At 36.3% G+C, this 20,807-nt stretch carries 21 protein-coding genes; 14 read left to right on the top strand and 7 right to left on the bottom strand.

The window, feature by feature from the left end:
- Nucleotides 1-123: 123 nt before the first annotated feature.
- From JI723_RS17800 to JI723_RS17785, 4 genes are read right to left on the bottom strand one after another with little or no spacing between them, the layout of a single operon-like run.
- The gene (locus JI723_RS17800) at nucleotides 124-1,626 is read right to left on the bottom strand and encodes a xylulokinase (RefSeq protein WP_140183070.1); all 1,503 of its coding nucleotides are present in this window, start codon (nucleotides 1,624-1,626) and stop codon (nucleotides 124-126) included.
- 20 nt (nucleotides 1,627-1,646) lie between these two features.
- Nucleotides 1,647-2,687: a zinc-dependent dehydrogenase gene (locus JI723_RS17795; protein ID WP_140185908.1), complete on the bottom strand. Its 1,041-nt coding sequence runs from the start codon at nucleotides 2,685-2,687 to the stop codon at nucleotides 1,647-1,649.
- Between the two features lie 36 nt (nucleotides 2,688-2,723).
- On the bottom strand, nucleotides 2,724-3,533 hold the full coding sequence (locus JI723_RS17790; protein WP_070925331.1) for a class I fructose-bisphosphate aldolase: 810 nt from the start codon (nucleotides 3,531-3,533) through the stop codon (nucleotides 2,724-2,726).
- 31 nt (nucleotides 3,534-3,564) lie between these two features.
- Nucleotides 3,565-4,524, bottom strand: a complete 960-nt coding sequence (locus JI723_RS17785) for a D-2-hydroxyacid dehydrogenase (protein WP_337979617.1) — start codon at nucleotides 4,522-4,524, stop codon at nucleotides 3,565-3,567.
- A gap of 486 nt (nucleotides 4,525-5,010) precedes the next feature.
- Between JI723_RS17785 and JI723_RS17780 the strand changes: the two genes are divergently transcribed.
- The 5 genes from JI723_RS17780 (at nucleotide 5,011) to JI723_RS17760 (ending at nucleotide 9,515) form a co-directional block, all read left to right on the top strand.
- Nucleotides 5,011-5,595 carry a HutD/Ves family protein gene (locus JI723_RS17780; protein WP_319067228.1) on the top strand — a complete coding sequence of 195 codons (585 nt, stop codon included), beginning with the start codon at nucleotides 5,011-5,013 and terminating at the stop codon, nucleotides 5,593-5,595.
- 149 nt (nucleotides 5,596-5,744) lie between these two features.
- Nucleotides 5,745-6,416, top strand: a complete 672-nt coding sequence (locus JI723_RS17775; RefSeq protein ID WP_070925333.1) for a heavy metal response regulator transcription factor — start codon at nucleotides 5,745-5,747, stop codon at nucleotides 6,414-6,416.
- Entirely contained in the window at nucleotides 6,413-7,780 is a 1,368-nt protein-coding gene (locus JI723_RS17770; protein WP_140185904.1) for a heavy metal sensor histidine kinase, read from the top strand. Before JI723_RS17775 ends, JI723_RS17770 begins: the two co-directional genes overlap by 4 nt.
- Before the next feature lie 125 nt (nucleotides 7,781-7,905).
- A complete protein-coding gene (gene msrP, locus JI723_RS17765) occupies nucleotides 7,906-8,913 on the top strand; it encodes a protein-methionine-sulfoxide reductase catalytic subunit MsrP (protein ID WP_070925334.1) in 1,008 nt (335 codons plus the stop codon).
- Nucleotides 8,913-9,515 carry a protein-methionine-sulfoxide reductase heme-binding subunit MsrQ gene (locus JI723_RS17760; RefSeq protein WP_140183065.1) on the top strand — a complete coding sequence of 201 codons (603 nt, stop codon included), beginning with the start codon at nucleotides 8,913-8,915 and terminating at the stop codon, nucleotides 9,513-9,515. The genes msrP and JI723_RS17760 overlap by 1 nt, the downstream gene beginning before the upstream one ends.
- Before the next feature lie 84 nt (nucleotides 9,516-9,599).
- On the opposite strand, the gene JI723_RS17755 is transcribed toward JI723_RS17760, so the two are convergent.
- From JI723_RS17755 to JI723_RS17745, 3 genes are all read right to left on the bottom strand, one after another.
- Nucleotides 9,600-9,881, bottom strand: a complete 282-nt coding sequence (locus JI723_RS17755) for a helix-turn-helix domain-containing protein (protein ID WP_070925335.1) — start codon at nucleotides 9,879-9,881, stop codon at nucleotides 9,600-9,602.
- 88 nt (nucleotides 9,882-9,969) lie between these two features.
- The gene (locus tag JI723_RS17750) at nucleotides 9,970-10,428 is read right to left on the bottom strand and encodes a FidL-like protein (protein ID WP_337979616.1); all 459 of its coding nucleotides are present in this window, start codon (nucleotides 10,426-10,428) and stop codon (nucleotides 9,970-9,972) included.
- Nucleotides 10,429-10,435: 7 nt separating this feature from the next.
- Nucleotides 10,436-11,182: a winged helix-turn-helix domain-containing protein gene (locus tag JI723_RS17745; protein WP_140183063.1), complete on the bottom strand. Its 747-nt coding sequence runs from the start codon at nucleotides 11,180-11,182 to the stop codon at nucleotides 10,436-10,438.
- A 1,388-nt stretch (nucleotides 11,183-12,570) separates the two neighbouring features.
- On the opposite strand from JI723_RS17745, the gene JI723_RS17740 reads away from it, so the two are divergent.
- From JI723_RS17740 to JI723_RS17700, 9 genes are all read left to right on the top strand, one after another.
- Nucleotides 12,571-12,837, top strand: coding sequence for a helix-turn-helix domain-containing protein (locus tag JI723_RS17740; protein WP_319067218.1), 267 nt, complete (start codon nucleotides 12,571-12,573; stop codon nucleotides 12,835-12,837).
- Between the two features lie 188 nt (nucleotides 12,838-13,025).
- The gene (locus JI723_RS17735; RefSeq protein WP_070925338.1) at nucleotides 13,026-13,574 is read left to right on the top strand and encodes a fimbrial protein; all 549 of its coding nucleotides are present in this window, start codon (nucleotides 13,026-13,028) and stop codon (nucleotides 13,572-13,574) included.
- Nucleotides 13,575-13,640: 66 nt separating this feature from the next.
- Nucleotides 13,641-14,219, top strand: a complete 579-nt coding sequence (locus JI723_RS17730) for a fimbrial protein (protein WP_070925339.1) — start codon at nucleotides 13,641-13,643, stop codon at nucleotides 14,217-14,219.
- A 72-nt stretch (nucleotides 14,220-14,291) separates the two neighbouring features.
- Nucleotides 14,292-16,820, top strand: coding sequence for a fimbria/pilus outer membrane usher protein (locus JI723_RS17725; RefSeq protein WP_337979976.1), 2,529 nt, complete (start codon nucleotides 14,292-14,294; stop codon nucleotides 16,818-16,820).
- A 97-nt stretch (nucleotides 16,821-16,917) separates the two neighbouring features.
- A complete protein-coding gene (locus tag JI723_RS17720) occupies nucleotides 16,918-17,625 on the top strand; it encodes a fimbrial biogenesis chaperone (protein WP_404826928.1) in 708 nt (235 codons plus the stop codon).
- 30 nt (nucleotides 17,626-17,655) lie between these two features.
- Complete coding sequence (locus JI723_RS17715) at nucleotides 17,656-18,042, top strand: hypothetical protein (protein ID WP_070925341.1); 387 nt, start codon at nucleotides 17,656-17,658, stop codon at nucleotides 18,040-18,042.
- On the top strand, nucleotides 18,035-18,568 hold the full coding sequence (locus tag JI723_RS17710) for a fimbrial protein (RefSeq protein ID WP_070925342.1): 534 nt from the start codon (nucleotides 18,035-18,037) through the stop codon (nucleotides 18,566-18,568). The genes JI723_RS17715 and JI723_RS17710 overlap by 8 nt, the downstream gene beginning before the upstream one ends.
- Nucleotides 18,568-19,101 (top strand): fimbrial protein, encoded by a 534-nt coding sequence (locus tag JI723_RS17705; protein ID WP_319067215.1) that lies wholly within the window; start codon nucleotides 18,568-18,570, stop codon nucleotides 19,099-19,101. The genes JI723_RS17710 and JI723_RS17705 overlap by 1 nt, the downstream gene beginning before the upstream one ends.
- A 14-nt stretch (nucleotides 19,102-19,115) precedes the next feature.
- The gene (locus JI723_RS17700) at nucleotides 19,116-20,234 is read left to right on the top strand and encodes an adhesin (protein WP_337979615.1); all 1,119 of its coding nucleotides are present in this window, start codon (nucleotides 19,116-19,118) and stop codon (nucleotides 20,232-20,234) included.
- The last annotated feature ends 573 nt before the right edge of the window (nucleotides 20,235-20,807 follow it).

Genomic DNA, 20,807 nt, shown 5'->3' with positions numbered 1-20,807 from the left:
GCTCCAGAGCAGCTTATTATTTAATACACGTTTTATTACCTGCTTTTTTTAGAATGAGACAATTCCTGTTAATTAATAAATTAACATTAAGAATTTTTTTAGTTTAAAATCTATGTAATGAATCTATTTATTCGACAATCTATGCATTGTTTCTTTTAATAATGGATACAGTTCATTATAAATCGTAAATTGTTTGTGATAAGTATCTTGTATTTTCTTATCTTGATTTGGTGCGAAGGTAATATCTTCAGTTTTTATAATCGGTAAGTCTGGATCATTAATACCACAGAAAAAACCGGCGCCAGTTGCACCAACCATTGCAGCACCAAAAGCCGCTGCATCTGCTGTTTGAGCAATATTGTATTCAACCTGAAGAATATCCGCTTTAATTTGAGTCCATAACGTATTGCGTGATCCTCCTCCGACACTCAGTAGCTCATCCAATACGACTCCCCATTTTTCATTAGCAATATTCAAAATTTGTTTTAAACCATACGCAGTACCTTCAAAAGCGGCTCTAACCATATCATCACGAGTATGATTCAAGCGTAGGCCAATCCAAGCACCTGATGCATTCACATCCCAAATAGGGCTACGTTCTCCAGCTAAATAAGGCAAATAAATTAATCCATTTGCGCCAGGCACTGATGATTTCGAAAATATTTCTAATTGCTCATGGTCATTTACCTCAGGCCAAATAGCTTGATTTAACCAGTTAAAAGTTCCTCCTGTTGTCGACATTGCCCCATGCGCTAACCACTGATTTGGCACAATGTGGTAGCGATTCATAAAGCGGGGATCAAAGTTTGGCTCTTCTAGGCAAAACGTAATCACCCCAGATGTTCCTGTTGATTCAAATGCGGTTTCAGGATCAAGTAACCCAACTGCAAATGCAGCTGCTGCTGTATCTGCTGAGCCTAAAATAATCGGTGTATTTTCTTGTAGTCCCGTTTCTTGAGCAGCTTCATGGCTCACTTTCCCTACAACAGAAGTACACTGATAAATAGGTGGTAAAATATCGTGGTTAAACTTCCAATATTTTAATAATTCCTTTGACCACTTAGGTGCCTTGGCCAGTACTACAGCCCCTGAATAGGCAGCTTGAGTCGGGTCAATGGCCGCTTTCTTACTGCCTAACTTTAAGGATAAAAAACTATTGAGTAGGACAACTTTATGCACTTTCTGCATGAGTTCGGGGTGTTGTTGTTGCAGCCAACCCAATGTACCTACCCAGCATGCAGATGGACTTGGACTATTACAAGAAAGTGCCCGAACATGCGTTAAATTTTCCCCGAGTGTTTGCTGTATAAAACTTTCAGAACGCCCATCAAGATACGTAATACCATTTGCGACAGGTTTATGATTTTTATCTAATAAAACCAGCGTTGGACAAGCAACAGAGAAGCTCACAGAAACAATATTCTTCACTTGAGTCGTGATTTCTTTGACTGCGTCTGCGGTCTTTTTCCAAAAGTCATTTAAGTCAATTTCATGGTTTTTGGGAGATTTGGAAATAATATTGGTGTCGCGAGAAGCCTTTGCCAGTAATTCGCCATGAAAATTAAAAGCGCATACTTTTACACTACTGCTGCCCGCATCAATTCCCAAATAGACACTGTCCATCATGTTGCCTCCAACGCCTGTTTTTAATTGTTATGTATAATAATTTTAATCGCGTCACCTTTTTGGGCGGTTACCATTGCTTCATTAATGTCATCTAGTGCGAATCGATGTGTCACCAATTTCTCAATATCAATTAATCCAGAAGAAATCAGTGTTAATGCTTGCTGATATCCCTCGCGACTTAAAGCACTGGCACCAGTCAAAATGAGCTCGTTATAGTGGATAATATTGACATCCACTTGTGCCATATCATCTTTTGAGAAACCGGCAAACAGGTTAACGCGCCCACCTTTTCTAGCGAGCTCTAAGGCTGGATTGACTAATGCAGGGATCCCTATCGCAATAATTACAACATCTGCACCAACGCCTTCTGTTAAGCCTTTCACAACCTCTAGCAAGTTTTCTTGCTGGCTATTAACGACGCGTGTGGCACCACAATTTAATGCAGCTTGTTGGCGTTGCTCATTGAGTTCACTGACAATAATATTTGTTGCACCAGAGAAACGAGCGAGTAGTACATGCATTAATCCGATTGGTCCTGCACCAATAATTACCACCGTATCTCCAAGCTCAATACCCACATTTTTCTGCCCATTGATGCAGCAAGCTAATGGTTCTGCTAATGCTGCGGCTTCAAAAGACATCCCTTGAGGGATTTTAAAGACATTGCCGGATGACAAAGCGGCTTCAGGTATTCGTACATATTCTGCAAAAGCACCATCAAATTCATAGCCGATAGCTTGGCGATTTAAACAGACATTTTCTTTACCTATGCGGCAGTAAATACAAGAACGGCACGGTACAACAGGGTCAACCGCAATTGCATCTCCTACTTTAAGGTCAGTTACATTTTCGCCGACCTCAACGATTTCTCCTGAAAATTCATGGCCTATCACAGAGGGATAACGTACACCTTTGGTTTTTTTACCTGAAATAATTCGTCCATCGGTTCCACAAATCGCGGCTGCTTTAACTTTAATGACGACATCACCCTTACCAACTTGTGGATATTTAATTTCAGCCACTTTGAGTTCATTGGGTGCATACAATACCGCTGCTTTCATTTTTTCCTCCCTATGCACTGTCGTGATGAATGTGGATTATTTTCCGCCTGCTTGCTTATATTCAGCGATAGCTTGCTCAACTGAACAATCATCATTAATAAGTGCATTCAAAGCCTTAATCACAGCTGTTGGGTTTTCGTGTTGCCATACAAAGCGACCGTATGTCACACCACCCACACCAATATCGAGTGCTTTACGGGTATTGGTTAAAAAGCTTACGAGGTCATTACCCATATCACCCCCTGCTAAAGCGACCATTGCAGGGCAGCTATCGACTACAGATTTAAATGTTTCAGGAGAGCCTGACCATAGCGTTTTGATAATATCAACGCCTAGCTCTGCGCCTGCACGGACACAATAGGCTAAGTTTTTAGCATCAAAACTGTCTTCAATCATTGGGCCTTTTGGATAAATATGCGCAACTAAAGGTAGACCCGCAGAAGCCGCGGCTTTAGATACTTGGCCTAAGAATGTGAGTTGTTGTGCTTGTTCTGGACCTCCCATAATACAACCAACTGAAATCGCATCCGCTCCTAAACGAATGGCTTCTTCCACATCCGCAACTGGCGTGTCATAGGCTTCATGGTAAGGAATTGAGTAGCTAGTCGCTTTCATGATGATAGAAACATCAGAAGCAACATACGGAGGATAGACTTTTTCAATAATGCCTTTATGCATGGTAATAGCATCAGGCTCTCCTGCCACAACTTGTTTCATCACTGATTTAATATCGCCAATTCCAGGTAATACACCGCGCGTAATTGGATGATCCATAGTAATAGCAAGAAGGCGACCCGATTTTTTATTTAATAATCTTTTTAAACGAATTTCTTTTCCTAAAAACATATTAATGACCTCTTTTAAATCAATGAGTAAATTAATTAACTAGATTCTTGGGATGACCGGATAAAAAGGCTTCGATGTTATCCATCATCATATCTGATAATGTTTGTATAGCTTCAAAACTTGCCCATGAAATATGTGGAGTAAGAATGAAATTTGGTAATTGAGTCATTTTCATTACATCGCTATCTTTTTCCGGTGGTTCTGAAATACAAACATCAAATCCTGCCCCTAATATCTTATTGTTGATAAGTGCGTTATATAATGCAGATTCATTAACAATCCCACCTCTAGCCGTATTAATTAAAATACAAGAGGGTTTCATTTTTTCGAATTCGGGGAAGCTAATTAAATCTTTTGTTGATTTTAATAATGGGCAATGAATCGAAATAATATCACTGTTTGCAATAACCTCTTCAAATGGCGTATATAAAGGCCCCATATTATTAGTACCTTTGTAGCTAGAAAATAGCACTTTCATACCAAAGGCTTTTGCAATATCAGCCACTGCTTTCCCTAAAACGCCATCACCAATGATACCTAGAGTTGAGCCTGCTAAATTATTAATTTTATAATCAAAATAACAAAATTGCCCCGACTCTTGCCAACGGCCATTTTGGACGGATTGCGTGTAGGGGAGTAAGCTACGACGCAAGGCTAAGATTAGGGCAAAGGTATGTTCAGGTACGGTATTGACGGCATAATTTCTGATATTGGAAACTAAAATGTTATGCTCATTGCAGGCATCAATATCAATTATATCGGTTCCCGTTGCCGCTACTGAAATAAACTTTAATCGCTTTGCAGATTCAATAATTTCTTTGGTGATTTTTACTTTATTAGTAATAATCACATCTGCATCTTTTACCCGTTCAATAACGTCACTATCTTGTGTTTTTCCATATAAACTTAAGTTATATTCTTTGTTTATTTTCTTAATATTAATGCCTTCAGGGAAGGTATCATGATCGAGAAATACGATATTAACTGTCATTCTTATTACCACCCAATTAATTAATAAAAATGAATGCTGGTGAGCCTTTTTTATTTAATAGAATTATATAATTCAGCTATTGGTAAGGCATTGTTAGGATGACTAGTTTTCATGCGCTAATAATGAATATAATTGTGCAAATGTACAATTTGTTATGAATTCGATCACAATAATAGGTTGAGATATACTCAAAATAGTTCGAGGTGCAGGTAGGCGACAAGCGAAGATAGGGGGAGCATAGATAAACTATGTGACTTGGCTAGCAATACCCTCGCAACTTGCAGTATAACGAGTATGCAAGAATTTAGATTGTGTTAGAGCCTGTAGAAGGAAACACTCAACATGCTTCGCTCACGTTGATCTACCATAAGAGGCTACGTTTTGTTTTAATAAGTTATGTTAGAGTGTTGAATATCGTCCATTTTCTTATTTAACAAAAAATAGATAGATAGTTATAACCACCATTAAACCAAGGTTGATGTATCTATGATCCAAGTATTAGCTGTTGAAAATTATAAAAAAATGCCATGGAAAAATGGCCAAGGTTTTACTTTAGAAATTGCTCGTAGTCATGGTACAGGGCTTTCTGACTTCGATTGGCGTATCTCTATTGCAGATGTGAAATCAGCAGGCGCGTTTTCGTATTTTCCAAATAGAAAACGGATCATAGGTGTTCTTGATGGTGGTGCTGGGCTAATATTAAATGTTGATCAAAAAGCACCTGTTACTCTGCATCAAAAACAGTTTTTTTCTTTTGATGGTGAAAGTGATGTTTATGCGGAGTTACTTGATGAGCCAATTCGTGACTTTAACCTAATTTATAATCCTGATAGATATTGTGCTCGGTTACAGTGGATCAATGCCCAAGCTATGTCCTCATGGATAAGTGATGCCGATCGGGTAATTATTTTTAATGCTACGGATCAACTTGATCTTTATGTTAATGATGAGCAGCGCCAATTAACGCTATTTGAAACTGCATTGGTTGAAAATGATGGAAAGTCATTGCAATACGTTATTGGTTCTCAAACAGCACATGACTTTTGTCTTATTGAGTTATTTATTCGGTAGTTTACATGTCATCTGAGCTATTTGCTGCTATTTACAAATAGTGGCGATATCTTATGTTTCGCAATGGGAATCTAATTAATTTAGGATAAGTTGTTAGTATCGTTTTTGCTCTTCAGGTAAATTAGTGTTCACAGTAACTTGGGGGTAGCATGAAGATACTATTGATTGAAGATCATATTAAAACCCAAAGTTGGGTTAAAAAAGGATTAGAAGAAGCGGGTTTTGTTGTTGATATTGCATCAGACGGCAGAGATGGCCTCTATTTTGCGCTCGAAAACGATTATCAGTTGGTAATATTAGATATTATGCTACCGGGGATGAATGGCTGGGATATTTTAAAAATATTACGTACTTCTAAATCGGTGCCTGTAATTTGTTTAACGGCAAGGGATGCGGTTGATGACAGGGTTAAAGGGCTTGAATTAGGTGCTAATGATTATTTGGTTAAACCTTTTTCTTTTTCTGAATTATTAGCAAGGGTTAAAAATCAACTTAAAGTTAACCAACATTCTTCGACTCATATCGAATTAGCTGATTTAAAAATAGATCTTACTCGCCATGATGTTGAGCGTGGAGGAAATAAGATTATTTTGACTCGCCAAGAGTATTCATTACTACTTTTCTTTGTCTTGCATGCTGATGAAATATTACCAAGAACGCTGATTGCGAGTGAGGTATGGGGAATCGATTTTGAAAGCGATACAAATATCATTGATGTTGCTATCAGGCGATTAAGAAAAAAAATTGATGATGATTATGACGTTAAATTAATAGAAACCATCCGTGGTATGGGATATCGATGTAATAGGCCAAGTGTATGAAGAAAAAATCACTCCGCTTTCAGCTCATTCTTTCTTTTATTTTACTGATGATTGTCAATGCAGGATTGGTGACTTGGGTACTTTATCATTCCTTGAAAAATGAATTGATCGAGCGAGATGATAACTTACTTATCAATCGTACAGATCAATTGGCAAAGTTGATCGCAAGCGGTATAGATATCAAAACACTACCGATGTATTTCCAGCGCATGATGGATATGAGACAAGACATTATCCAAATAAAAAATGCTGAAAATCAGATTATTGTTGCGACAAATGCTGATATGTTGGCTTCAGGACATCTAAAATTAGTACAGTTAGAGACTCTTGATTCAAATAATATTTCTCATTGGCGAACATCTTCAGGGATCCCTATTTCCGCCGTAAATTTTAATATTGATTCACCGATAGGTCGTTTGAATATCGTATTAGCTAAGGCATCAGTGGATCGTGATAGTGTGTTAGCTAAGTATTTGACACAAAGTTTAGTGATCTCATTGATCTCAATTATTTTAATGGGGCTATTAAGTCTTTGGTTAATTAAAAAAGGGCTACGTGATATACAGTTCCTTAGTCAAACAACGGCCAATACCGATCTTCAGTCATTAAATCATTCAATCGAAATCGCACAGCTTCCGAAGGAGTTAAAAGAGCTCGGGGAATCACTTAACATTATGCGGTCAAGATTGAAGGGAGATTTTGTTAAGTTAACTCAGCTTGCTGATGATCTCGCTCATGAGCTTAGAACACCCATTAATGCTATTCGGGTGCAAAATGAAATTGTTCTTCAGCGCTCACGCAGTGTTAGTGAATATGAATCGGTGATTGCCAGTAATATTGAAGAGTTAGATAAATTAGCACAGATAATTCAAAGTATTTTGTTTATCGCTCGTGCGGAAAATAGAAATATTGCACTAAAACGAGAAGTACTGCCGCTGTTTGATCTGGTTAATGAAGTTTATGAGCTATTTTCTGTTTACGCTGAAGAAAAAAATATTGTTTTGTTATGTCATCCATCAAAACTAAGTCTTAATGCAGATCGCGTGTTGTTGGTTCGAGTATTAATAAATGTCATTTCGAATGCAGTTAAATATGCCCAGCCTCATACTCAGGTAATCACTAATATCTCAGCAAAGCACAATACGCTATCTATTAGTATTGTGAATCATGGCGAAGTGCTGCCAGATAGCGAAGAAATTTTTACACGTTTTTGGCGAGGAGATAATTCACGAACTTCTGAAGGTAGCGGGTTAGGGCTATCAATTGTTAAAGCGATTATTGAGTTGCATGGTGGTTGCGTCGCTTTTAGGCATCAGGCAGGGCAAAGTACGCTCATTTTGAATTTTCCTTATGATAATGATTAAGATGACAAATTTGTCATCTTAATGTCAGTGTTTTCTCTTTTTCTTCAGGTATAACAGGCATGATATAGAAAGAACATTTTTTCTTTTTAAACCACGGCCCATGTTTTTGAGTAATGGAGAGCACCATGAAAAAACGAGATAAAATTTCTTCGTCACAAATTACCCCTGAATCTGTATTTTTTATGAAACGTAGAAAACTACTTAAATTGTTAGGGGTTGGAGTGTCGGGAATTGCATTATCATCCGCAGTTAAAGCGGATTTATTTTCATGGTTTAGTGATGATAAATCTACGGTTCCGCAGGTAGATAGAAAGGTCTTAACATTTATTCAACCTGAAGAATATCAATCATCCTTGATATTGACACCAGAAGATAAAGTGACTGGTTATAATAATTTCTATGAGTTTGGATTGAATAAATCAGATCCTGCTGAATATGCACATACGATGAAAACAGATGAATGGACGGTGACTGTTGAAGGAGAAGTGAACCGACCAATGACGTTAAATCTAGATGATATTCAAAATAAATTCACTTTAGAAGAACGTATTTACCGTATGCGTTGTGTTGAGGCTTGGTCGATGGTGATCCCTTGGGTTGGTTTTCCATTAGCGAAGTTATTAGCACTTGCTGAGCCAACAAGTCATGCGAAGTATGTTGCGTTTGAAACACGTTATGCACCCGAAGAAATGCCCGGTCAAAAAAGTCGTTTTATTGGCGGTGGATTAGATTACCCTTATGTTGAAGGCTTACGGATTGATGAGGCGATGAATCCACTGACATTATTAGCAACTGGAGTGTATGGAAAATCATTACCAAATCAAAATGGTGCTCCTATTCGTCTGGTTGTGCCATGGAAATATGGATTCAAAGGTATTAAATCAATTGTAAAAATTCGTTTAACTAGCGATATTCCGCCAACAACATGGAATCTTTCTGCACCAAGTGAATATGGATTTTATGCAAATGTAAATCCACAGGTAAACCACCCACGTTGGTCTCAAGCAACTGAACGTTTTATTGGTTCAGGTGGCTTTGGACAAGTAAATCGGCAGCCAACATTATTGTTCAATGGGTATGGTGAGCAGGTCGCTGATCTCTATAAAGGGATGGATCTACGGAGATATTTTTAATGCTGACAGAAAATCGTGCAGCTGTTTTGATCACTAAAGTTATTGCTCATACTGCGGCATTATTGCCTTTACTATGGTTGGTTTATGCAATAAATAGTCAGGCTTTAGGAGCTGAACCCACGAAAGATATTCAACATTTTACTGGGCTCATTGCATTGCGTTTATTGATTACGGTTGCACTGATCCCAATATTGGCTCATTTTTTGCGATTTAATACGCTTTTTCAGACGCGTAAATTACTTGGATTATGGTGTTTTGTTTGGGCTCTATTGCATTTATGCAGTTATTTATTACTAGAGATTGGCTGGAATAATCTGTCATTGTTTTTCTCTGAAGTTTTTTCACATTTATATTTAGTAATAGGCGCTGTATGTTGGTTGAGCTTATTTATAATGGCGATAAGTTCATTTGGCTGTATTCGATCACGACTAGGGATGTGGTGGAAAAGGATCCATTATTTGCTTTATCCAACATTATTAATGATTATTTTCCACTATGTTTTATCGATGAAAACAATGACGCCAGAGCCTATTTTATATGCTATTTTGACTATGGCTGCCATTGCTTATCGATATAAAAATTTAATAGTAAAGCATAAATAACGATTGATATTGCGTTATTTTTTGAAAGTATAGGTGTTTAGTAATGATTTTTATTACTATTTTTGTTAAGTTTTATGGCCTAATTTAATAATGATAGTATCCATTATCTCTATTAAGCTCTTTATTCAACATGAAAATAAAATCATTAAGATTTAAATCTAATTCTATCAGTATAGTGAATAGCAACTTTAAGCTAATATTATTAACACCTCGTTCATAACTGGAAATTTGTTGTTGTGAGATGTTAATTTTTTTACCGAGTTCTATACCTGTATATTTTTTTGATTTTCTTGCGTTTTTTAGTATTTTTCCAACTGCTAGTGATGTTTTTTGTGGATTTTCGTTTAATGCTTTAGTGATGTCCATAATTACTCCTATTCTAGCAAATATCTAAATTTATGAGATAAAATTGTAATATAGTAGAGCTTTTCATTCGCTCAAATATGTTAAGTCACTACTCTGACTTACAGATAAAGTATGGTCCTAATGTACCTGAAATGAGATAGTCCCCATCTTTTAGTGAGCTGATATTTAAATACATGATGCTATCATCAGATACAACTTTAAAATATTTGTTAAATAATTCATCAGAGATGTTATCTTGTGGTGATTTTCTGATGGATGTTATCTTTAATGTTAGCAAATCATTATTTTTTTCTAATACCTTGAAATTCATCACCCTGTATATGGCGCTCTTTTTCTCATCATGTACATAGCCTGTAATACGGAAATAGCCTGTTTTATTTTTTTTATAGACTATCCTATAGTCTAATTGATATGAGTCAGCGGAATTAACAAACTCAGAGTCTATTTTGGCATTACAATAAATAGTTTTTGGATAAAATAAAAAGTAGTAGGATAATATTGGTAAACATACAAGCAATAGTACTAGTAAAAATAATTTTGCTTTCATATTAACCTCAAAAATTAAACCTCGTTGTAACACAAGTGTTATCATTACATTTTGCAAGGAAGTCATGTTTAATATAATCGGTACTTTCATTGTTGTCATAGTAATAAAAGTAATCACCATTTTTACAAGTAATATTAAATCTAGCGACTTGCCTTTTAATCGTACTGATTACTTGTGCCTTATCGCTGTACTCCTTGAATGCATAAACTGGGCATGTATTTATTTTACTGAGCTGATAAAAACCAATAGATTGAAATGAATTTTTTTGTATGACTATGTATAACCCCATGGAAATACAAATAAAAATTAAAATACAACATAAGGCATACACACTGATTTTTTTACGATCTATGGTGTGGCTAGGTTTAGCGGTATGCTTTGTGCTTTCTTCTAATATCTTATCTGAGGTTTTTGATTCTTCTTTCTCTATTAAAAGCTCAGATGACAACATCATTCCTTTTTTAGGGATCGTTAAAATTGCATTATCAACATTAAGGTACTGAGAGAACAGTTTTCTTAACATACTTATGTATTGGTTTAGGGTGTTTGATGAACTCACTAACCCATGTTTATCCCATACCAATTCTAGTATCCTATCTCTAGGCATAACTTGTGACTTATTCTCTATTAGAACTTTTAAAATTCTATTTAGCACAGGTGTTAATGTTGCAATAGGCTCAGAAAGATTATCTAAACCATAGATGCTACCATCCTCAGAATTATATTTTAATTGGCTATTAATTGTGTAAATCATTTTTTGCCTTTAAATACCCATTCTTCATAGTACTATTTTACTCTTTTTAGGTGTGATTAACAAACTCAATCTATTGCATAATTTATAAATTTATATGCATAAAAATAGAATTACAGGCTATAAAATTGATGTCAGTGCTTCCATTCTATGACAGAATGTCTATAGCTAATTGACACTATTTACTGCCAATAAATAGATTGGTCCGTAGTGTATAAAAATCAATAAACAATAATCATTTTTAGCGCTATAATGTTTATGTCTTCAAGTTTTATCTTTCCTAATAACGAGGGGAACTTAATTATTGCATAATCACTTCTTTTTCTGACACTCCTTGTGGGCTAAGCAGTTTTTTTATACTTATAGCTATATCTAAACTTTGCTCTATAGCTTTAGTTAATATTAAGGTAAGAAATGAGCAAACAATATTCAAAATACAACTCAGTGGAGTAATTTTAAGAGGGATTTTTTTAAAACGAAAGTATATAATTACAAAAGTTGTAATTATAGAAAAATACTCTACATATACAAAAAATATAGATTTTAAATCTACTTTAACTCTTATTGTGCGTAAATTATCTTTATAATATATGATGTTTTTTCCGTAATTAAAGGTAAATGAAGCTTTTTATAAATTTATAACTACCGTGATTAACTATTTTGAAATTTAAATTCATATTATTTGTTTATCTTCAATACTTTTTTTGTTGCAAAGTTAATTATTAGTGTTTCTAAATGTTTGTTTCTGATGGTTGTTATGAAAAGTATTTTTCCTTGAAAAAGGAATATCTAAAATAAAAATTTTACTATTTACGGTTCTTTTCCTCTTGATAATTATTTTTGATGACTTGAACTTCTACTCGTTATACTTTTAAAACTCAACTAGTCAAAAAAAGTTATAATGTTACTTTTGGCTATATATAAAGATATGAGTTTATATCGGCTATATAAATTATATTTTTACTAATTTAAAAAGTATTTCTCATGGTATTTTTTTAGAATTATTTTTTCAAAATGATTTGAATTGTAACAAATTAGTAATGGATAGTGGTGGTACTATCTAAACCAGTAAATATTTAACTGGTCTAAATAGTATTTTCAATATTGCTTATTTGAGTTGATTTTTATAATTTATTGATAGTTTTATCATTATATAGGTTGTTCTTGCTCCTCTGGTGAGTAAAAAGGCGTTTTTGATAGATTTTACTTATTAATAACCAGTGATTTGATTGTTTTAAATGTATTTACAGTATGATTTTATCACCCTATATTTCAAATCAAATTTGATTCAGACACTTGTTATTTTTATTTGATAAGGGGACTTCATGCCTTATTAATATAATATGATTAGTTATGTGGGTTTCAAACTGTCAATCATTGGTTTTAATATTATGAAGAGTAAGAATTCATTAAGGATAGATATTGGTTTATTCCTAAGGAAATCTCGGATAAATAAGTCATTAACTGGTTTGGAATTAGGGAAGTTATTAAATGTTAGTCAGCAGCAAATATCACGTTATGAACGTGGTGAAACGGGTATAAGTATTGAATTATTAGATCTTATGCTTAAGGCTTTAGATAAAAACTGGGTGGATTTCTTCTTTTCAGTAATAGCAAATCATGCGGATGAAGTTTATAAGTTAAAGATGTTTGAGTGAGTTTTACTATTTTATAATATGGTTGGGTTTTATATCCATAGCCATCGGTTATGTGTTAACTATTAAATGGAATTTAATAAATTAAGGATGATTTAATTGAGAGTTATTTAGTCAATAAATCTGAAATTAGCATGGCGTAGATATACGTTATGTATTATTTCAAATTACTTTTATCCTAAGGAAATAATATGAAATGTTCTAAATTAGCGATTGCTTCTGCATTTTTTGCATCTGTAGTGTCATTTAATTCAATGGCCGATAATACAGGCTCTGTTGAGTTTGTTGGTTCAGTAGTGAATACCCCATGTAATATTGAGCAATCATCGCTAAAACAAACTGTCGATTTTGGACAGCTTTCTCGTAAAGCGTTAGAAGGCGGTAATGTCGCTGAAGCCGATTTCGATATTAAGTTTGTTGGCTGCGATTTTAATAATTTTGATAAAGATGATGAAAATAAACCTGTTGCTGTGAAATCAATGCAATTGGTATTCACTGGTCAAAATTATGCAGATGATAAAAATACACTACTTACAACTTCTGTTGGTAATACAAATAACTTAGGTATTGCTATCGATGGTTTTGAATTTGGTAAGGCTAAAAATGTATTACCAAATGGCAATACACAAGGTGACATTACATTGACTTTTAAAGCATTAGCTAAAGCTGTTGATGCATCTAAAGATATTGTTGAAGGTAAATTCAGCGCTATTTCAAACTTCCGTATTACTTACGAGTAAGTATCAGTACATTGCATTGCCGCCAGTATTTTCTGGCGGTTCTTTAATCGCATAAAAGAGAAAATAATGAGCAGTTGTCAGTGCTTTATTCTTCAGTTAATTAGCGGTTTTTTCGTCTTTCATGGTGGAGCTTCTATTACTTATGGCGCAAATGAAAATGGTATGCGTCATGAAGGGAACGCTCAACTTGTCGGAAGTGTTATTTCAACACCGTGTTCAATTGTAATGAAAGATCGTTATCAAACAGTGGATTTTTCGTCATTAACATTAACCGCATTATCGTCGAAAAATTTTCGAGAGCAACACTCTCAGCCATTTGACATTGAGTTACGTGATTGTGGGAGTCTTTATTCCCTCATTGACAGTAAGGCATGGTCAATAAAGTTTGATGGGCAGAGCGCAACAAATGTCAATGCGTTTGTTTTACATGGTCCATCACAAGGGTTAGGCGTTTCGGTGTTGGACGATAGTAAGCAAGTACTAACTCCAGGTCAAAATTATCCTTTGTATGACAGTGTGTTACGGCAAGATAAATTAGAGCAAACACTTTTTTTACGTTACTTCTTGCAGTTAGAACTGACTGGTGAACCCATCCAAGCAGGAAGCTATCAAGGACTGGTTCGTTTTTTTATCGATTATCAATAAAAACAAATAAAAGTAGCCGCAATGCGCTCAGCATTGAAAGGGCATTTTTGTAGCGTTTGGGATGGTACAGGCATGATGTTCAAACTTAGCAAACTCAGGCAAGCCATTTTATGGGCATTTAGTATTACGACATGTACAGCGTATGCGACTGAATTTAATACGGATGTATTAGATGCGGAAGATATTGAGAACGTTGATATGAGTCAATTTGCCATTGCTGGGTATGTACCCCCTGGTCACTATTTTTTAACCGTTTTTGTTAATGGCCAACGTTTAGGTATGGCACGAGAGATCGAAGTTCTTGAACAAAACAATCATGAACAAAATTTACTACAAGCTGTTTGTATACCAACGGATATGCTTGATTTGTTTGGCTTGACGTCTGAAGCGAAAGAAAAAGTGATATTTTTTCATGATAATCAATGTCTGGATTTTACTGCATTGACAGGCACTCAGCTGACTATTGAACTATCGACACTATCTCTTAAAGTCGTTATTCCTCAAGCGTGGATGGAATACCGTGATCCTTATTGGGTGCCTCCCGCATTGTGGGAAGAAGGGATTAATGGTGCATTTTTTGATTACAATGCCAATGCCTCTGCGACCGAAGAAAATAGCGGTGATAAGCGTGTTTATTTATCTGCTAATGGTACAGCAGGGCTAAATTTTGGTGCTTGGCGTTTGCGTGGCGACTTTAACACTTCTTATCAAAAACAGCATGGTGGCAACAACACACAAGAAACACATCAGTTTGATTTTAGTCGGCTATATGCGTTCACTTCCCTCAAGAATCTTGCTTCGATCTTAACGATTGGTGAAAATTATTTTTATTCAGATGTATTTGAATCATGGCAATACAGTGGGATCTCATTAGAAAGTGATGATCGTATGCTCCCGCCTAAATTAGTGGGCTATGCACCAGAAATTGTTGGTATTGCCAATACTAATGCGACCGTGACAGTTCGCAGTAAAGATCGTGTGCTTTTAGAAACGACAGTTCCTGCTGGCCCTTTTCGTATTCAGACATTGGATAGTGGAGTACGTGGAGTATTAGATGTCACCGTCCGTGAAGAAAATGGCGAAGAGAAAAAATTTAGCATCAATACAGCGTCACTGCCTTACTTAACACGCCCAGGCCGATTTACTTATAAATTAGTGGCGGGTAAAACACGTTATAACGGTCATGATCTTACTGGTGACCCCGTTGTTGGTGGCGAGATTTCTTATGGCATATCTAACGAATGGTCATTATATGGTGGCTCACAATTAAATGGTGATTACCAAACTGCTGCATTGGGTATTGGCCGTGATCTATTTGCTTTTGGTGCACTTTCTGTAGATATCACTCAATCTATTGCTCATTTAACACATGAAACATTACAAGGTCGTTCATATAGACTGAATTATGCTAAATCATTTGATGAGATCCGTACTGATATTACTTTTGCTGGATATCGCTTTGCAGATCGAAACTATCGTACGTTAAGCCAATTTATGGAGCAGGAGCGAACGGGATATCAGCCACGGACAGCAAAAGAAAACTATCAAATTTATCTTAATAAGTATTTTGATGATTTTAATCTTTCATTGAATTATCAATACAGTACTTATTGGCAGGACAAACCACAAACACAATATGGCTTATATGCAAGTACTAATATTAGTATCCCAGGTTTGTCACAACAAAATGCCACATTATCGTTGTCGGCAACTCGTACGGAGCGCGACAAGGGTTATAAAGATGATTCCATCAACCTCTATTTAACCGTGCCATTTTATAGTGGTCATAGCGTGACATTCTCTGAGTCGTATTCACGTTCAGGAGGGAGTAGTCAATATAACCACAATATTGGTTATAGCGGCTACGGCGACAATGACAGTTATAGCGTCAATGTTGGTTACAACCACGGACAAAACCGAGACAGTGAATCGAGTGTTAGTGGCTACTATTCACGCGATCTTTCTCAGGCCAATGTTTCTGTGAATGCCAGCTACGTTCCGCAGCAGTATCGCAGTATTGGTGGTTCGATTAATAGTGGATTCACTGCGACAGCACACGGTGTTGCGATGCACCGAAGTGCAAATGGTGACACACGTCTGATGATTGATACTTCTGGGATTGGTGATGTACCACTTGATAATGGTGTTATTAAAACCAATCGATTTGGTTTGGCGGTACTTCCTAATATCAATAGCTACCGCAAGTCTGTTGCGTCGATTAATACGAGTCAATTACCCGATAATTTAGACACTTTAGATTCAACGACCGATGTCACTTTAACAAAAGGGGCAATCGGATACCGTAGCTTATCTGTTATGAAAGGTGAAAAATTATTTGCCATTTTAGCGTTGAGTAACGGTAAAAACCCGCCTTTTGGTGCGAGTGTACGCAATGCTGATAACCGCGAATTAGGCATTGTTGGTGAAGATGGCGTGACTTGGTTAGTCGGCATTTCACCGCAGGAAACACTTTCTGTTTATTGGGGTGGTAAACCGCAATGTGGATTACATCTTCCCGCAAACTTAGATACCTCAAGTAGCATGTTATTGCTGCCATGTTCAACAATTAATGATGATGTAATAGCGACTATTCAGCCTTAGCTGAGTCCATGTCATTTAAAATTATATTAAGTGTTAATTAATATTGATGAGATTAGATTTTATGAAATTAAATATTTTAAGTTTACGTAATGGTCTAATGACTGCTGTTATTTATACCATGTTATTTATGAGTTCGAATGCATATAGTGCCGTGACACTCGATAGAACACGAATTATTTTTCCAGGTTCTAAACCTTCTATTAATGTGACTATTTCTAATGATAATCCTGAAGAAGCTTATTTAGCACAAAGCTGGATTGAAGATCTACAAGGTAATAAATTAACTAAGGGAGCGATATTAGCAACACCTCCTTTACAACGTATTGAGCCTAATAGTAATAGCCTTGTGCGTTTAAGTGTGACCCCAGAAGTCAGTAAATTACCTCAAGATAGGGAATCGGTGTTTTATTTCAATTTACGTGAAGTCCCACCTAAATCTAATGAAGGAAATACATTACAAATTGCTTTGCAATCGCGGGTGAAATTGTTCTATCGCCCAAGCAGTATTTTGCCTGAATCAGAAACTAAATGGGCTCATAAAGTCACTCTAACGAAAACAGCTAAAGGCTATCGATTGAATAATACGACCCCGTTTAATTTAACGGTTATTGGTTTTGGTGGTAGTAAATCACAGTCAGAGAAGAGTGCATTTGATGTGGTAATGTTGCCCCCTAAATCGACTCATGAGCTTTCTTCTGCGGCATTGGCGACACCTTATCTCACTTATATCAATGATTATGGTGGAAAACCAACATTGGTATTTAATTGCCAAGGGGATACTTGTTCTGTGACTGGTGAAAAATAGTTTATATCCAAGTCATGAGAGGGCAGTGAAATGAAAAAGAAATCGATATGGTGGTTGTTATGCATATTGGCTAGTCAATATACCATTGCAGCGACACCAGTTGCTAATACCCCCGTTAATCAAATGGATTATGAATCGATACATTCAGGGCAGATACAGGTAAATGCAATTGTCTTTAATTCTCCCTGTAATTGGTCTTGGCAAGGCGTCGAACATATTTTGTTGACCAAGTGTGGTGCTGGGGCTGAGTTTGTAGGTGTAAGTACCACACCAGCTACTGTGCAATTTTATGACATACAACGAGGTCATTTTTTTCCTCTTCATTTTCTGCAACTCATTGATGGTAATAATAAGATCCGTATTCCATGGGCAGCAAATAAATATCGATTACTTAGGCTTGAGGTAGGATATGAATAATAAAGTTGTTTCTAATTTCATATTATTGCTGCCGTTGCTAGTAATAAGCCCAATAACATTGGCATCAAATAGCTTAGATGTTGAGTTTAATGGGGAACTAGTAAGCACTGCATGCCAAGTTGCACCTGATTCATTAAAACAAAAAATTACCCTTTATAACTTGCGCTGGCAATTTATAAATGAAAATGAAAAAAGTGCAATAACTCCTTTTTCCATTGCGATTAATAAATGTAGTGAAACAGATTTACAGAAGAGCATTAAATTAACTTGGCAAAGTAATCAGTTAGTTAATATTGGAGATGAGAACTATATAGCAACTAAGGGAGATAGTGGCATTTTATTAGGCCTTGTTGATAAGGACGATAAAATCATTGAATTAAACAAACCAATATCACTTGGGGTGGTTTCTGTTGTTAATAATATGCAGCAATTTGATTTCGGTGTTTTTGTGCGTAAACCAGCAACAGCGGATGCGAAGGTAGGCGATTTTGTTGGTACGGTGACTTTTGCTGTGGAGTATGAGTAATGAAACTTAATAATCAAATACGCCACTATTGTTACAGTTTATTGGTGCTTGTTCCTTTAATTAGCCAAGCCGATATTGAAGTTAATGTAACGGCAACTATGGTCGATCCGATTTGTGATTTGCGTAGCCAAGACAATAGCTCCCCATTAAAAATAAACTTTGGTGTACTCAAAACGGAAGCCCTTAATACGGTGGATGCGACACAAGATTTTTCCTTATATATCTCTGGGTGTAATTTTAATCGCACACTGGCGATTTCTTTGAATCCAAAAGGAACCAATTCGTTGCCCTATGAAGGAAAAAATATTTTAGCAACCAGTATCGATGGATTAGGTATCGAATTCGCTGAAACAACGGGTGATAGTAATAGTGTATTAGAGATTGGTAAGACCCAACAAATTTATCCAGCGCGTGTTGAAGACACAAAATATCGTATTGATCTGCAAGCTAAGTTAGTGAGCGCAGTACCTCTAGAGAAATTGGACGTGGGGAAATTTACCTCCGCAGTAACCTTTTCTGTGACTTATTATTAATAGGATTTCCCACCATGTTTAATTTTTTTAGTTTAATTTGGCGAGCAATAATGATGAGCCGTCAAAGGTTATCATTGTTCTATATTTGTAGTGGCCTGATATCTTATAGTTTTTATGCTCAAGCAGACTATGCGGCAAAGATAATAAATCCAAGTGATGGCTATTATTTAAGGTTAACTAACAGCAGTACTGTAGCGCAAACTCCAATTTATGGCAGTGATGGCAGAGAATACTACCAAGTTGGTAATCCAATATCAGTGGTTAATGATAACTCTATTGTCAGTGTAAGAGGGAGAGTTAACTGCATTGGGCGCGAATGGGGAGATAAGACTAATACGCAACTTGGTACAAATGCATATCACCGTTTATTTGTTTATGCACCTGAAACTGGCGCAAATATTAATGGTAAAAAACTCTATGATATTAATACCAATGTGTATATGACTATTGAAAGTAGTTTTATTGATATTTGGCGATTGTTATCAGATTCTCAGGCTTGCTCAAATGCGAAACCTGGGGATACGGTAAATGCGTCATCGTTTTATACCCCACGACAAATTACCATCACCTTTTATGTTCGAAATAGGATTATTGATGGGCAAATTATCATTCCAGCAATGGATTTAGCGAGTTATGTACGTGCTTTTACGGGCGAAAACAGTGCTCCACTTGATACGACTTGGTCAATTGGTGAGTCGACGGTACCCATCAGAATATCAGCTTCGCAATTGAATATCGCTGAGCTCTGTACAACCACAACCAGTACAGGGTTACCGAGTACACTTAATCTGCGGCATGGGGCATTAAATACCATTAACTATGACAGCACAGTCACGGAAAATGTCACTTATAACTGTAAATTTGCGGAATCAACATCAGTGAGACTACGTTTAGATTACACCACTGATGATGATCCAAAACAGCGCTTGCCCATGACCAATAGCCTTGATAGTAATAATAAAATCTACAGTGAATTAGAGCTACTTGATGATGTGACAGGACAATCAGGTAAAGATTTCAAAGTGCAAATTCAAAATGTAAGAACAATAAAAATCCGCAGTCATCTTCATGGCAGCAACGCGGTTGCCGGCGAGTATAGTGGATCGGCTTGGCTTATAGCTACATTTGACTGACATACTCGTCATACTTCAAGTTGCAACGTTGTTGACTGCGTTCACTCGCGCCAGTCACATACTAATGTATGCTCCTAGCGTCTCGCTCACTGGTCGCCTAGTTGCACCTCGAATTATTTAGAGTATGTGTTGGGCGGACTTCAAGTTACAACACTGTTCGTTGAGGTATAAGTGACTGCGTTCACTCGAGCCAGTCACATACTAATGTATGCTCCTAGCGTCTCGCTCACTGGTCGCCTAGTTGCACCTTGAATTATTTAGAGTATGTGTAGGGGGGGAGACTTCAAGTTACAACACTGTTCGTTGAGGTACAAGTGACTGCATTCACTCGCGCCAGTCACATACTAATGTATGCTCCTAGCGCCTCGCTCACTGGTCGCCTAGTTGCACCTTGAATTATTTAGAGTATGTGTTCGTCATACTTCATTTTTCGTGATGGTATAGAGAGTACTCATCCCAGCTATTTACTTATAGTGTATTGAGTGCCTATTAAGCATCTCAAATTATTTAGACTACACTATAAATGTCTCTCTTATTTAATCCCTAACCTAACCTAATATAGTGTTAGGGGGA

Origin of the sequence: Providencia manganoxydans (assembly GCF_016618195.1) — a bacterium.
GTDB lineage: Bacteria > Pseudomonadota > Gammaproteobacteria > Enterobacterales > Enterobacteriaceae > Providencia > Providencia manganoxydans.
This window is presented reverse-complemented; position numbering and strand designations above follow the sequence as displayed.

What these genes read in the sequence shown, in the direction of transcription:
- JI723_RS17800 (WP_140183070.1), bottom strand. Translation starts at nt 1,626, where the DNA reads ATGATGGACAGTGTCTATTTGGGAATTGATGCGGGCAGCAGTAGTGTA.
- JI723_RS17795 (WP_140185908.1), bottom strand. Translation starts at nt 2,687, where the DNA reads ATGAAAGCAGCGGTATTGTATGCACCCAATGAACTCAAAGTGGCTGAA.
- JI723_RS17790 (WP_070925331.1), bottom strand. Translation starts at nt 3,533, where the DNA reads ATGTTTTTAGGAAAAGAAATTCGTTTAAAAAGATTATTAAATAAAAAA.
- JI723_RS17785 (WP_337979617.1), bottom strand. Translation starts at nt 4,524, where the DNA reads ATGACAGTTAATATCGTATTTCTCGATCATGATACCTTCCCTGAAGGC.
- JI723_RS17780 (WP_319067228.1), top strand. Translation starts at nt 5,011, where the DNA reads ATGATCCAAGTATTAGCTGTTGAAAATTATAAAAAAATGCCATGGAAA.
- JI723_RS17775 (WP_070925333.1), top strand. Translation starts at nt 5,745, where the DNA reads ATGAAGATACTATTGATTGAAGATCATATTAAAACCCAAAGTTGGGTT.
- JI723_RS17770 (WP_140185904.1), top strand. Translation starts at nt 6,413, where the DNA reads ATGAAGAAAAAATCACTCCGCTTTCAGCTCATTCTTTCTTTTATTTTA.
- msrP (WP_070925334.1), top strand. Translation starts at nt 7,906, where the DNA reads ATGAAAAAACGAGATAAAATTTCTTCGTCACAAATTACCCCTGAATCT.
- JI723_RS17760 (WP_140183065.1), top strand. Translation starts at nt 8,913, where the DNA reads ATGCTGACAGAAAATCGTGCAGCTGTTTTGATCACTAAAGTTATTGCT.
- JI723_RS17755 (WP_070925335.1), bottom strand. Translation starts at nt 9,881, where the DNA reads ATGGACATCACTAAAGCATTAAACGAAAATCCACAAAAAACATCACTA.
- JI723_RS17750 (WP_337979616.1), bottom strand. Translation starts at nt 10,428, where the DNA reads ATGAAAGCAAAATTATTTTTACTAGTACTATTGCTTGTATGTTTACCA.
- JI723_RS17745 (WP_140183063.1), bottom strand. Translation starts at nt 11,182, where the DNA reads ATGATTTACACAATTAATAGCCAATTAAAATATAATTCTGAGGATGGT.
- JI723_RS17740 (WP_319067218.1), top strand. Translation starts at nt 12,571, where the DNA reads ATGAAGAGTAAGAATTCATTAAGGATAGATATTGGTTTATTCCTAAGG.
- JI723_RS17735 (WP_070925338.1), top strand. Translation starts at nt 13,026, where the DNA reads ATGAAATGTTCTAAATTAGCGATTGCTTCTGCATTTTTTGCATCTGTA.
- JI723_RS17730 (WP_070925339.1), top strand. Translation starts at nt 13,641, where the DNA reads ATGAGCAGTTGTCAGTGCTTTATTCTTCAGTTAATTAGCGGTTTTTTC.
- JI723_RS17725 (WP_337979976.1), top strand. Translation starts at nt 14,292, where the DNA reads ATGATGTTCAAACTTAGCAAACTCAGGCAAGCCATTTTATGGGCATTT.
- JI723_RS17720 (WP_404826928.1), top strand. Translation starts at nt 16,918, where the DNA reads ATGACTGCTGTTATTTATACCATGTTATTTATGAGTTCGAATGCATAT.
- JI723_RS17715 (WP_070925341.1), top strand. Translation starts at nt 17,656, where the DNA reads ATGAAAAAGAAATCGATATGGTGGTTGTTATGCATATTGGCTAGTCAA.
- JI723_RS17710 (WP_070925342.1), top strand. Translation starts at nt 18,035, where the DNA reads ATGAATAATAAAGTTGTTTCTAATTTCATATTATTGCTGCCGTTGCTA.
- JI723_RS17705 (WP_319067215.1), top strand. Translation starts at nt 18,568, where the DNA reads ATGAAACTTAATAATCAAATACGCCACTATTGTTACAGTTTATTGGTG.
- JI723_RS17700 (WP_337979615.1), top strand. Translation starts at nt 19,116, where the DNA reads ATGTTTAATTTTTTTAGTTTAATTTGGCGAGCAATAATGATGAGCCGT.